The organism is Gardnerella sp. DNF01180P (assembly GCF_049244205.1).
Taxonomy (GTDB): domain Bacteria; phylum Actinomycetota; class Actinomycetes; order Actinomycetales; family Bifidobacteriaceae; genus Bifidobacterium; species Bifidobacterium swidsinskii.
Genome location: NZ_CP058386.1, coordinates 1641131 through 1654220 on the forward strand (window position 1 = coordinate 1641131; position 13090 = coordinate 1654220).

General features: G+C 42.2%; 8 protein-coding genes. All 8 read right to left on the reverse strand.

The genetic code is table 11. The annotated features are described in order from the left end of the window. Nucleotides 1–12: 12 nt before the first annotated feature. Nucleotides 13–1380, reverse strand: coding sequence for an ABC transporter permease (locus HXT40_RS06760; protein ID WP_410310247.1), 1368 nt, complete (start codon nt 1378–1380; stop codon nt 13–15). After that, the gene (locus HXT40_RS06765) at nt 1370–2704 is read right to left on the reverse strand and encodes an ABC transporter permease (RefSeq protein ID WP_004109900.1); all 1335 of its coding nucleotides are present in this window, start codon (nt 2702–2704) and stop codon (nt 1370–1372) included. Before HXT40_RS06765 ends, HXT40_RS06760 begins: the two co-directional genes overlap by 11 nt. Before the next feature lie 12 nt (nt 2705–2716). Continuing rightward, nucleotides 2717–3988: a DUF2318 domain-containing protein gene (locus tag HXT40_RS06770; protein ID WP_102155495.1), complete on the reverse strand. Its 1272-nt coding sequence runs from the start codon at nt 3986–3988 to the stop codon at nt 2717–2719. 72 nt (nt 3989–4060) lie between these two features. Next, nucleotides 4061–4705 (reverse strand): iron transporter, encoded by a 645-nt coding sequence (locus HXT40_RS06775; protein WP_004109905.1) that lies wholly within the window; start codon nt 4703–4705, stop codon nt 4061–4063. A gap of 95 nt (nt 4706–4800) precedes the next feature. Continuing rightward, nucleotides 4801–6519: an FTR1 family iron permease gene (locus tag HXT40_RS06780; protein WP_421777240.1), complete on the reverse strand. Its 1719-nt coding sequence runs from the start codon at nt 6517–6519 to the stop codon at nt 4801–4803. A 241-nt stretch (nt 6520–6760) separates the two neighbouring features. Beyond that, nucleotides 6761–10072 carry a type I restriction endonuclease subunit R gene (locus HXT40_RS06785; RefSeq protein ID WP_421777241.1) on the reverse strand — a complete coding sequence of 1104 codons (3312 nt, stop codon included), beginning with the start codon at nt 10070–10072 and terminating at the stop codon, nt 6761–6763. A gap of 38 nt (nt 10073–10110) precedes the next feature. After that, entirely contained in the window at nt 10111–11259 is a 1149-nt protein-coding gene (locus tag HXT40_RS06790; RefSeq protein WP_410310250.1) for a restriction endonuclease subunit S, read from the reverse strand. Continuing rightward, complete coding sequence (locus tag HXT40_RS06795; protein ID WP_421777242.1) at nt 11256–12860, reverse strand: type I restriction-modification system subunit M; 1605 nt, start codon at nt 12858–12860, stop codon at nt 11256–11258. The genes HXT40_RS06790 and HXT40_RS06795 overlap by 4 nt, the downstream gene beginning before the upstream one ends. Nucleotides 12861–13090 lie beyond the last annotated feature (230 nt).

Sequence of the window (13090 nt, forward strand, 5' to 3'; positions counted from 1 at the left end):
TCACTCTAAAAGCTATTCTTCTCGAAGCACAATCGCAGGGTCGATCTTTGAAGCACGCAAAACAGGCGGCAATGCAGCAACGCAAGACGCAGCAACGCTAAATACAATAGAGAACACGACTAGCCACCAATTCACGCCCAAATCTCTCGAGAACACCATTGCAGCAAGCAAGCGCGCAAACACATACCCTACCGCAGTACCAGCAATACCGCCAACGAAGCCATATACTCCAGCTTCAGCAGTAAACTCCACGCCAATACTCCGTGCGCTCGCACCCAAAGCTTTGCGCAAACCAATTTCATTTCGACGCTGCTGCACAATCGAAGAAATCGTAGTGCTCACGCCAACCATCATCAATACTAGAACAACTAGCGATACAATGCAGAACAGGCTGCGAAGCATAGTGATAATACCAGTGTCAGCAGCAGTAACTTTAGTAACTTGCTGAGCGCGCACGCGCATAGAAGTCATGTCGTTAATACTTCTAACAACCGCATCGACGCTAGGCGCAGAAGACGAGTAAGCAATCACGTCTGCTCCGCGCTTAACTCCCGTAAGAGTATTCACATCCGCATTAAGAGCGTAAAGCATAGAATCTTCAGCACCGCCCGTATCCAAAATGCCGCAAACGCGGAAAGTTGTGCCGTGAGTATCCATAATATCCGTTGAGACTCTGCCTTCAACAAGCTTTTGTTGAGAAGATTTTTGCGCAGACTGATCTGAAGAATTTGCAGCAGAATTTTGCGCTTGATTCTCTGCTGGCTTCTCTACAGACTGATTTGTAGACTTATTTGCAGATTCACTTGCAGACTTATTTGCAGACTTATTTGCAGACTTCTCTGCTGGCTTATGCGAGCCGGCAGTATTATCCGAAGATCTATACGCAATCGCAATTCGAGAACCTATTTTTAAGCCCATCGCAAGAGCTACATCTCGCCCAACCATAACATTTCCACTGCTAGGCCAAGAGCCGTCTACATTCCAATGCTTATTAAGCGACTTTACTGAACGAACGTCTATTCCTGCTAAAACATACGGAGCTGCGTTAATACGCACGTTTTCGTAACGATATGTAGCAGATCGCATAGCACCTTTTGCAAGAACCATATCGTTTGTGTGCAAAACCATCGCGCGATCAATACCGTTTTTCCACTCGCCCTCAATTGGAGTTACGATAATATTCGCTCCATAAGCACGCATTTCATCGCTCATTTGCTGAGGCACAACCAGGCAGATTGCAGCTAAACAAAACAGCGTAGCAGCACCAACAAGCGTTGCAATAACAGCCATCAAAGCACGCGATTTTCTACGAAATACCGCGCTAAATAGCATGGTAATAAACATAGAATTGTTGGAAGTCATATAAGATTTACCTGCCATGAAGCACCTCCGCAGGACGCACACTCAAAATCGAACGAATCGAAGAGCCTGCAGCCGCAAGCACAGTCAACGCAAGCAGCACGAACACCAGAACAAATACCATTGGTCGGAACAAAATCGAAGAGCCAAACACTGTGAAACCAATAATCTGCGCCACCGCAAATCCCAAAGCCATGCCGAGTAACGCTCCACCAAACGCAATAACCGCAGTTTCCATAAGCATAAGACGAGCAACAGCACCATCACGTGCACCCAAAGCCTTAAGCAATGCAAGCTCGCCAGAACGCTCAGAAATTGAAGCAGCCATAAGATTCGCCACAGCAACAGCAGCAGCAATTAAACTCAACGCAGTCATCAAAACCATAACAGCACGCGTCTTATTTAATACGTTACCCTGCAACGCCGCAACTTGACGAACCTGCTTTGCAACAGCTCCAGGAATTACCTCCTCAATTTGGTAAGTAATCGAACTCGGGTAAGCCGTGCAATACCAAGTTTCCCACTCTTCCTGGCTTAGCGCTGCCGGATTTTTAGCAGCCTTTCGCGCTAAATCATTTTCAGGAGTAGTAAGCGCCTTTACTTCAATCGAATCAACCTTATTCGGCTTATTTGCAAGGCCTTGAGCATCGCTAGAACCTGCGTAGATTGCGTTATTGTCGTCGTCGCCAGAATCGTATACGCCAACCAAGCGCAACGAAACCTCGCGTCCGTCACGAATCAAACGCAAACGCTGGCCAAGTTTTAAGTGCAAACGCTCAGCTAGCTGCGCACCTACCATTGCTTCAGATTTATTATCTTTTGCCCAACGACCTGCATTAATCTTCCACCAAGAGCGCAAACCTCTAACACCAACAACTGTTGTTTCCCCGGAAGCGAGCGCAAGCTTACGATTAAACCAAGTTCCAATAATAGGCACTACCAAATCGCCAGAAGATTTCGCTTCAAGATTTGCATGAACAATTATTTTCGGCGCAAAATTAGTGATATTAAACGCCCAGAAAATCATTTTTATTTTTGCAGCATCAGATTCTTTTAGCGAAGCAGTAGACTCGTGGCTTTCCGCAGCCTTTAAACTCTCAGAACCATTAGTATCAATCTGCTCTCGAGAAGCATACAAATCATTTACAACAGCGCTAGATTTTGGCTGAACCACAATATTTGAACCATATGAACTCAGCTCTGCGTTAATTTTGTCTCCAACGTCATACACAACGCTAAGCATTGACACGCTAACGCACGCGCTTAAGCACACTACGAGCGCAATTAACACACGCTTTTTCAATTGCCGCACAAGAGATCGAGCAACCATGCGCATCATAAACATAGCAACTCTCCCTTACTTAAAATGCGAACTGAGCACGTCTAAATCAGCAGTATGAATTGTGATTTTGCCATGTCCAGCCTTATACGGGAACGGAATCGGATTGCAACCACCTTTAAAACCGATAGTTGCCAAATTAATTGCTACGTCGCACTTACGGCAAATAATCTTACCGTCTTTTTCATAGTAGCCTGCATCTCCACAGTTTTCGCAAGCATCCAAGCCAACGCCATACGCTCCACCATTCTTTTTAATGATTATAAAGCGCATAACAGTGCCGTCTTTTGCTTTGTATTGGAAGCGATGCAAATGACCATCTGAAACTTGAACGTAATTAATAGTTGCAACACCATCGTGCAATTCATACGGTTCTGGAGGCGTAAGAGTTGGTTTAATATTCATAATAGATACGCCTACAGTAAGCGTAAGTATTACTGTGATAGCAGCCAAAAGAGCTGCGAGCGCAGACTTTCGAGATTTCCTTTTAAACGCTCGCTTCGTGCGAATTTCTGCTGCATTTTCACCAACTACAGCCGTTTTAAAGCCGATTATTACAGACGCAGCAGCAGGAATCATGAACACGCTAATTTGCGCCATAATCATTAATGGAGCGTTATTAATTAGCCAAACAAGCACGCTGAAAGAAAAGTCATCCATATAAAGCAGAATGCTTCCTTGCATAATCTGCAAAAGTGAAGTTATGTGCTGCACTAGCAAAATAATCATGCTTAAAACTACAGCAATTTTGAAGCAAATAGCGTTAGACGTAGTGCGCAAAGAACGCACCATAAGACTTAAGCAGATAGCAGCAATAACGCCAAGCACAAAACCAAGCGCGCGAAGTAACATGTCTGATGTAAAAGGCGGAGTGCTTGAATCTACGAAAATAGTAAGTTGCAAAATAACATCTGGTAAAGCATAAAACACAGTAAACGCTAAGCAACATGCACCAATCGCGTTACTTATGTGCATTAAAAGCGGGCAATTACGCCAATTTTTTATTATTTTGTGTGAAAAAATAACCACAATAATTGCAGCAATATCAAGCGGAACCGCAATACACAACGCCGGCATATTAATAAAGTTTCGCTGATTAATTACCACAGATGCGCGGAGTATAGCAAAAATAAGAGCTGCGACTGTGCCTGCAGACAGCCCATACAATCTCCAACGTGCACTCAGAGGCTTATCTCGCCCCTCGCCAACAGTAAGCGATGTGCTTAATCCCATTGTGAGTAGCGCAAGAGGGAGCAGCCCAGGCATAACTGCCACAAACAGTCTGAGCATAACTCCCTCCTTTGCTATTACTTATTATTTACTAAAATTATTAATTAATCGCTAATTATTAACTAGCTATCACTACCACTGACGAGGAGTGTACTTCCAATCGTCGAAGGTTGCCTTAATTGGCTCAGTCCAGAAGCGACCGGTTACGCCGGTAGCAGGATCGACGTGAAGCATCCAACCCTTCTTTTCTGGGGATTCAATAGAAAGCACGAGCTTGTAATTTCCAGCTTTGTCAAGCTTAACGTTTGCACCGTAGTGAGGACCATCGGAAGCGTTCATCTGCATAAACGTGCCCTTACCAACGGATTCGCCGCTTGCCTTATCGACAATCTCATAATTCACAGTCAAATCTGGAATGAACTCACCCTTACCGTAGCCAAGCTTTGTACCTTTTTGGTTAGCGTGGATATCGGCTTCAAGGTGGAAGCTTGCTTCGCTTGCCTTCAAGCCCATACCAGCTGGAACCATGTCCACTGGCTGGAAGTACACAGCGCCAATGGTAAGAGGTCCAATGTTCTGATCTTGGTGAGGACCAACTGGAACCTCCTCAAAGCCCTTATCGCCGCCCTTGTCATCAGCCTTGTCGTCAGCCTTCTGCTCGGTTGCTTGTGACTTAGCACCAGTTTTAGCGGAATTGCCATTAGAACCGCAGCCAGCGAGCGCAAGCAGTCCAGCAAGAGCCAAAGCTGCAATTGCCATCATTTTATTATTCTTCATATCTAACCTTCTGTGTTTGTTGTTAGTTATTTTTATTTAATTATTGTTATTGGTTGTTTATTAATTATTTATTAGTTGGTTATTTGTTGTTTTGCTTATTTATTTTCTACCGCGCGTTTCACACGACTTCGCGCAATAGATACGCAAAGCAGTGAAATCACAACAATTGCTGCCACAATTTGAGCAACAATCGTCTCAACATACGGATAGAACCCAAGCCAATCGTTAGTTGGCAAGCCTTGAATATACATTCCTTCGAGAGCATCGCCCTCGATTAACGCGTGCACACCACCGCCTGCAAAAATCACTACGAGAACAGACATAAGAGCACTTGTTCCAGTAAAGAATGGGCGAATTGGTATGTGCACAGATGCGAAACGAATCAGCAAGAATATCACTACAAGAACTGCAGCAGCGGAAATGAAGCCTCCCCAAATCATAGAGTCAGCTCCGTTTGAAACTGCAAAGATTGCTTGATAGAAGATTACAGTTTCAGCGCCTTCGCGGAACACAGCAAGGAAACTCAATAACGCTAAAGAAACCAAGCTTCCCTTAGAAACTGCTGCCGTTGTTTGCTCACTAATATACTTATTCCATGCTTGCACTGAAGATCTAGAAATCATCCAGTTACTCGTGTACAGCAGCATAAGCATTGCGAACAATGCAACAACGCCTTCTGTAATCTCCTGCTGCGGACCAGAGCCATTAAATAGCAAGCCGAATAGTGCAGCTACAGCAAGAGATGCCACAATTCCAGCCGCAATACCTAGGTAAATATACTTCACCATATTCTTGTGACCGGATTTAACAAGGTAAGCAATAATTGCTGCAACAACTAGCAACGCTTCCAAACCTTCACGAAGCAAAATTACGAAAGCCTGACCGAATGAGCTAGTTATGAATTGCATAAATGGATTTGCGCTTGAAGATGCGCCTTTGTCTAATTTTGCTGCGTCTTCAATAAGCATAGATTTAAGATCCGTCACGAATTTTTTAGCTTGCTCAATAGTTCCGCCGTTGTTCATTGTTTGGCGGCACTCTTTGAATTGATACTCGACAGTCGAAACGCGACTTCCGCTTATTGCATTCATCACGTTCTTCTCGAAACCAAGCTTTTCGTAATACTGGTAATAGGCTTCGTTAATTAAATCAACTGCAGATGCTACTTGAGTTTTATTACCTTTTGCAAACTTGTAGGTTGCAACCGATTTGTCGAGAATAACGTTCATTTCTCGAGCAACTTGACCCCACGTACGACCATTGCGCCCAAGGTTTTTCTTTTTTGCAGCATCTAGCTTTTTGCGCTCTGCTTTAATTTGCGCACGCAACTTTTGTGCATAAACATTTGGCTTATCCACTTTTAAGTTGGCATCGAGACTAGATGCAGTTTGTGCAACATCCGCTGCAAGAGCCGTTGAAATAGCACTTATTTGTGAACCTTGATTTTGCTGGTACACAAGCGTTTGCAGCTGCTGGAATTGATCAGTTTGTGCCTGAACTTTATTCTGCCCGATTGCATCTCGCACAACCGTAATCATGTTAGAAGCAACGTAAACGGAATTGTATGCTGCTTCAAATCGAGTTGCAGCTCCAGAATTATTGCCACTATTGTATTCTGATTGACCTTGTAGCAATTCTTTGTTAATTGCTTTAGAAACTTCTGTCCAGCTAGTATATGAACGATCTGCATCTGTTGCAAAAGCTGGAATAGTTGTAGCAAACGAGCTCACTATGCAACCTACCAACATGCACACAGCCAGAATCAGTGCAGCCGAGTCACGAATAATTCGGCGCACTTTTACACACGCGCGCATAACATCTCCTCGCGTTCTTCCGCGTCTTCTTGCGATTCCGCACTTCTCACGCGTTTTACGCCTTTTGCGTTAACGCATTTCCTGCATATCTACGCGCCCTACCCCAAATTGAGCGCACCCAACTAAAACTTGCCATTACAAAGGCCCCACAGGTACATAATATCGACATATCATGTAGATTGATATAGTTCAGAGCAAAAAATACGAAAATATTACAAAATGATATTGATAACGATAATTATCAATCTTTTTGCGAATCGTATTGAGAAAAGCCAATAAGACCAGCAAACTCATCAAACATGTTTCTCATACTCTCTACAATGCGACTTTTCTTCTCAGCGCGCACCTTAGCCACAGCGCCAAATCTGCTCATTCTAGGCATTAAATCATTAATGTCTGTACCAAGCTCACTTACTTCGCCAGCGCTAAAAGATTTCTCCATAAACTTGCGAGTCAAAGCATCGTTTAATCCTTCGCTTTGCACGAGTTGCGCCAAATCATGATTATACTTTTGCTCAACATACTCGCTCCAGCAATCAACAATACTCACCTTGTTGCCGTTCGAATCGTAAACAGTAATGTTACCTCCAGAATCCGCAAGCTTATCAAGCTCATTTTCGTTAAGCTGCGCAATAAACCCTTCAATAAGCTTCTTTTTACTACGCAACTGCGGGCTAGAGTCAACCGCCACCCTAATAGAAGCAAGAACATTTTTATCTTTACAATGCTTGCTATGGTACTGTTCTACTAACATCAAAATGTAGTCAATATTTACTTCTACTTGGCGCACAAGCTCCATCTCAAACACAACATCGTCCGTAATGTCGGCAATCTCGCCTTTTTGCTCTTTGCGCTTCCACTCTTCATGCAAATCTTGGTAATGCCCCAAGTAATCTTGCATATCGCGCTCTTTGATTATTTCGTTGCCTTCAAATTGATCGAAAGCTTTCAGCATGTTACGCAAGCGCAAAATATTGCTAAAAAGCGATATAAACTTTTTCTGATTCTCTTCTCCAACAATGTTGAAGCCTTGCAGCGGATACTTTTCCATAAGCTCATTTACTAAATCGCTGTATCCACAGCGCTCAATTCCTTTAGCATCAATATAACCGTTGTAAATCTGCTCAAACGTAGGGCAAAGCACAATACCTTGCGCATCTTTATCTCCAAAAAGAGCTACCGCTTCGTCAACTCTATAACTCAAATCCCTAAAGCACACAATGTTTCCGAATGTTTTAACGGAATTTAAGATTCGATTTGTGCGCGAAAACGCTTGAATAAGCCCATGCATGCGAAGATTTTTATCTACCCAAAGCGTGTTCAAAGTTGTTGCATCAAAACCAGTTAGAAACATGTTGACTACAATCAAAACGTCAATTTCCTTATTTTTCATGCGAAGCGAAACATCTTTGTAATAGTTTTGGAATTTGTTATTTGACGCATCATACGCAGTATTAAACATTTCGTTATAGTCTTTTATTGCACTTTCCAAGAATTCTTGCGAATTTGCGTCTAGATTTGCCGTGCTTTCGGAATTTTCTTCTCCAAGAGAACCCATGCCGTTGGCGTACGCCGAAGAATCTGACTCACCCTCGTTTACTGCATAGCTAAAAATAGTTGCTACTTTTAAGCGTTCGCTTGGAGGCAGATTTTGCTGCTGCTTTTTGAACTCGTTGTAATACGCTTTTGCAAGAGGAATGTCTGCAACAGCAAAGATTGAATTAAATCCGTTTACGTCAACTGCTTCAGAAGATTTTTTAGTCTCTAAAGTATTATGCTTATCTGCAGCAAGTTCTTTAACGTTAATAATGCGCTTGTATTTGTAAGTTTTCTCATTTCTATACGTTTTTTGACTAAAATGCTCAATAATGTATTGAACAACATTATGCACGCGCTCCGGGTGCTTAATTACATCTGATCGATTAATATCTTTAACCAATTCGTCGGTTGCTTTTTCCAGCTCGCTCGACGTTTTTACAGTAGCAACGTATTCTACGCGGAATGGCAACACGTTTTTATCGTTAATCGCGTTAATGATTGTGTACGTGTGCAAGCACGGTCCAAAGGTTTGCTCGGTTGTAGAAATATGCGCAGCGTCGGAGCCAGCAGCGTTAGCTTCAAAAATTGGCGTGCCAGTAAACCCAAAAAGCAGAGCATTTTTAAAGTGTTTTACAATATCCGCGTGCATGCCTCCAAACTGGCTTCTGTGACATTCGTCAAAAATAAACACTATGCGCTTTTTGTAAATTTCATGACTCGGGTTGCTGCTTATAAATCTACTAAGCTTTTGAATAGTGGTTATAATAAGCCTGCATTCTTCCGTATTGTCTTCTAGCTGTTTTGTAAGCACAGATGTTGAAGTGTTACTATTTGCGGCTCCTTTTTCAAACCTGTCGTATTCTCTCATTGTTTGATAGTCAAGATCTTTACGGTCTACAACAAACAAAACTTTGTCAACAAGATTATTGCCTTCTGCGTCTTTCAAAGCTTTTACTAGCTGCGATGTTTTGAAGCTAGTTAGCGTTTTACCAGATCCAGTAGTATGCCAAACATAACCACCCTTTTGTCGCTCTGATGCTGGCATTTTGCTCGCATTAGCAAACATGTATTTTACGCGATTCACTATGTTTTCTGCTGCAGTAATCTGGTATGGTCGCATTACCATCAAGCAATCTTCTGCATTAAAAACGCAATATTTTGTAAGAATGTTAAGAATTACGTGCTTTGCAAAGAAGGTTCTAGCAAAATCGCATAAGTCAGAGATTATAGTGTTTTGAGCATCGGACCAATAGTTTGTAAATTCAAAACTGTTACTTGTTGTGCTTTTGCTAGATCCTTTACTTTTCTGCTCTCTGTAAGCATTATTGCGAGTTGAGTTGGAGTAATACTTTGTCTCAGTGCCGTTTGAGATTACAAAAATTTGCACGTATCCAAATAGTCCGCTTCCAGCCCAAAATGAGTCGCGAGCATAACGGTTAATTTGATTGAACGCTTCTCTAATAGGCACACCTCTGCGCTTTAACTCAATGTGGACCATTGGCAAGCCGTTTACTAGAACAGTCACATCGTAACGATTACTACGCGCAGGGCCATTTGCATCATTATTGTTTGCGCTATCGCTTGCATTATCGTTTGCGTTAACAGCATACTGGTTGATTACTTGCACAATATTCTTGTGAATATTTTCTTTGTCAATAATAGTAATGTTCTTATCTGTGCCGTTATCTTTTTTGAGTATTTTAACGTTATCTCGCTGAATAGTGTCTGTTTTATCAACTATATCGTCAGTGCTGTTTGCAATATTTTCTTTGAAAAATCTTTCCCACTCGCCATCTGAAAAATGATAGTCGTTGAGCTTTTCGATTTGCACTCGAAGATTTGCTATAAGATCTTTCTCGTTGTGAATGTGAGCATACTCGTAGCCTTGGGATTGCAAAATGTTAATGAACTCTTCTTCGAGTTGCGCTTCGCTTTGATAGTTGCCATCGTTGCGCGCGCTTGGCGTAAACGTAGACATTACAGTGCTATCTTGATTCTCTAACACGATTTTCATTTTGCTTCCTTCTTATCTACTCACACTCGAATTTTTAATTACGCACGCTTGAAGGTTAGAAGTTGATTTCGGTAGTACTCGTATTGCTTGCGTCGAGCTTCGATTTCTGCAGGCAATCCTTGAGTTAAATCATTACAAAGTGCGTCAAAACGATCCAGAATTTGTACGATTTGGCGCTGCACTTCAAGAGGCGGAACGGGGATTGTTACTTTACTCATAACATTACTCATGAGTTTTGCATTACCCATGCCCGAACTTACATAGTTCTTCGCATGAATTGTCAACGCATAATACACATACTTAGTGTCAACTTGACAATCTGATATATCAATAACGCCACAAACATTTGTCACACTGAATTTACCGTCACGATAGAACACTGTTCCAGCATTAGCACCATCAGTTGTCCATGTCACATACTTACCGTCAAACATGTAAGTAGAAATCGCACCAAATTGACCATTATTTTCTGTTTGAGACGAGTAAACAGGATACTCACCTGAATTATCATTTATAAAGCTTTTCGACATTACTTTACCACGAGAAAGCGTAGCAATATCGCCAATCTTCTTATACTCCACACCATTCGGGCAGTATCGTGATATAAGCGAGTGTAGAGGATTATTGTCGTCAAATGTAAGCAGTGTATCTCGATAGTACTCGTATTGCTTTTTACGAGCTGTAAGCTCTGCTGTAAGCTCTGCTGTAAGCTCTGTAAACGTATCTAAAATCCGCACAATCTCCGCTTGCACGTCAAGCGGCGGGACTGGGATTTCAAAATCTTTTATGCTTGAAATATGCACATGCGGTACTCCGCCGCCTTTTTTCGTAGCATAAATAACTTCCTGCTTACTAAGCAAAACATAATACAAAAACTTAGTTAATGTTAAATCATTTACACCATTAACAGAAAAAGCATCGCAAACAAAAATAGGTTTATCCCAGTATTGTACAAATCCCGCACCTGCACCGCTGCCAGCAACAGTAATAGTTTCGCCACTACGATTAGAAGTATCGCAATAATAAGCAGGTTCACGACCACCAGAAATCACAGGAATATCGCCAGGATTAACGCTCTTCTTCGTAACAGTCGTACCACGCTTCATATCAGACACATCACTTAGTGCCTTATACTCCACACCATTCGGGCAAAGCTCAGCGATTAAATCTTCAAGTTTGCTAGTCATTTAGCCACCTCGCTATTATCAGAGTTAACACCGCCAGCTTCAATCTCGCTTATAATCTTCTCGATTTGCTCGCGTAACTCTTGCTCGCGAGCGCAAATCGTTTTCAATTGCGAGTTAAGCTCCGTAATATCAATCTTTTCGCGAGTATCTTCCGCTTCAACGTATGTAGAAACGGAAAGATTGTATTTATTTGACTCAACTTCTTCCAAAGATGCCACGTGTGCAATATGCTCCACATCTTGCCTAGAAGTGTACCACTTAACAATTTGCTCAATATTCTCGTCCGAAAGCTTGTTGCTATTCGTTGACTTTACAAACTCTCGGCTCGCATCAACAAACAGTACAGAAGTATCATTCCGCTTGTTTTTACGCAAAACCATAATGCACGTAGCAATCGAAGTGCCAAAGAACAAGTTACTTGGAAGCTGAATCACGCAATCAACAGCATTATGCTCAACTAAATATTGGCGAATTTTTTGCTCGGCTCCTCCACGGTACATAATTCCTGGGAAGCAAACAATTGCAGCAGCACCGTTTTCTGCCAGATGTGCCAAGCAGTGCAACACAAACGCCATGTCTGCCTTGCTTTTTGGAGCAAGAACTCCAGCTGGAGCAAAACGAGGATCGTTAATCATAAGCGGATTAGAATCCCCCTCCCAACTCGTGGAATAAGGCGGATTAGAAACCACTAGCTCAAACTTTTTATTAGCATCAATTTGCGGATTTATAAGAGTATCACCACACGTAATCTCAAACTTGTTAAAATTCACATCGTGCAAAAACATGTTCATGCGGCACAAGTTGTAGCTAGTAACATTCTTTTCTTGACCATAAAAACCGCCATTAATGTTTTCAATGCCTAGCACTTTTTTCGCTTTTAGCAGAAGTGACCCGGATCCGCACGCTGGGTCGTATACGTCTGAAATGCTTGATTTTCCAACTGTTCCAAGGCGCGTTAGCAGCATTGAGACTTCTGCAGGCGTAAAGTATTCGCCGCCAGACTTGCCAGCGTTCGACGCATACAAGCCCATCAAATATTCGTAAGCGTCACCAAAAGCCTCAATCACATTGTTGTTTACACTGCCAAGCTTCATCTCACTAATCACTTGTAATAACTTAACAAAACGCTTATTGCGGCCTTCAACAGTATCTGCAAGCTTAATGTTATTCACATCGTAATCGGAGAATAATCCCTTAAAATCGCCAGACGAATCAGTGCCTTGAGAAGAAGCTTCAATATTGCGGAACACGCGGCTTAATGTTTCGTTTAGATTGCTATCTTGAGGAGCGTTCTTAAGCACATTGCAAAACAGCTCGCTAGGAAGTATAAAGAAGCCTTTTTCACTAATCATGTCACCGCGAAGAGGCTCGGCATCTTCATCGCTTATTTTTGCGTAATCAAAGTTTGGATCGCCGCCTTCAGATTCATGCTCATCTTTATTAATATAATCGCATAAATTCTCGGAAATATAGCGATAAAACATTGTGCACAATACGTATGCTTTGAAGTCCCAACCATCAACTGAACCTCGCAAATCGTCGGCAATCTTCCAAATCGTGCGATGCAATTCCGCGCGTTCTTCTTCTTTGCGAGTGTCCATTTGCTGCTCCCTATTTGTGCAATTTGTGCAATTTGTGCACGCGTATGCGCCATAATTAAATAAACGCAATAATTACGCAATATTACGCGATAATTAAATAAGCGTTCTTTAATATTCTACTGTAAGCGTACACAATCAGCAGTGATAGTATTCGCATCGCTTTTTTACGAGCTTCGATTTCTGCGCGCAAGCTTTGAGTTACACAAGGCATAACGCAACAATGCATTAAA

Excerpts from the sequence above, each read along its gene's own strand:
- HXT40_RS06760 (WP_410310247.1), bottom strand. The coding sequence starts at position 1,380 with ATGGCAGGTAAATCTTATATGACTTCCAACAATTCTATGTTTATTACC.
- HXT40_RS06780 (WP_421777240.1), bottom strand. The coding sequence starts at position 6,519 with ATGCGCGCGTGTGTAAAAGTGCGCCGAATTATTCGTGACTCGGCTGCA.
- HXT40_RS06775 (WP_004109905.1), bottom strand. The coding sequence starts at position 4,705 with ATGAAGAATAATAAAATGATGGCAATTGCAGCTTTGGCTCTTGCTGGA.
- HXT40_RS06795 (WP_421777242.1), bottom strand. The coding sequence starts at position 12,860 with ATGGACACTCGCAAAGAAGAAGAACGCGCGGAATTGCATCGCACGATT.
- HXT40_RS06785 (WP_421777241.1), bottom strand. The coding sequence starts at position 10,072 with ATGAAAATCGTGTTAGAGAATCAAGATAGCACTGTAATGTCTACGTTT.
- HXT40_RS06790 (WP_410310250.1), bottom strand. The coding sequence starts at position 11,259 with ATGACTAGCAAACTTGAAGATTTAATCGCTGAGCTTTGCCCGAATGGT.
- HXT40_RS06770 (WP_102155495.1), bottom strand. The coding sequence starts at position 3,988 with ATGCTCAGACTGTTTGTGGCAGTTATGCCTGGGCTGCTCCCTCTTGCG.
- HXT40_RS06765 (WP_004109900.1), bottom strand. The coding sequence starts at position 2,704 with ATGTTTATGATGCGCATGGTTGCTCGATCTCTTGTGCGGCAATTGAAA.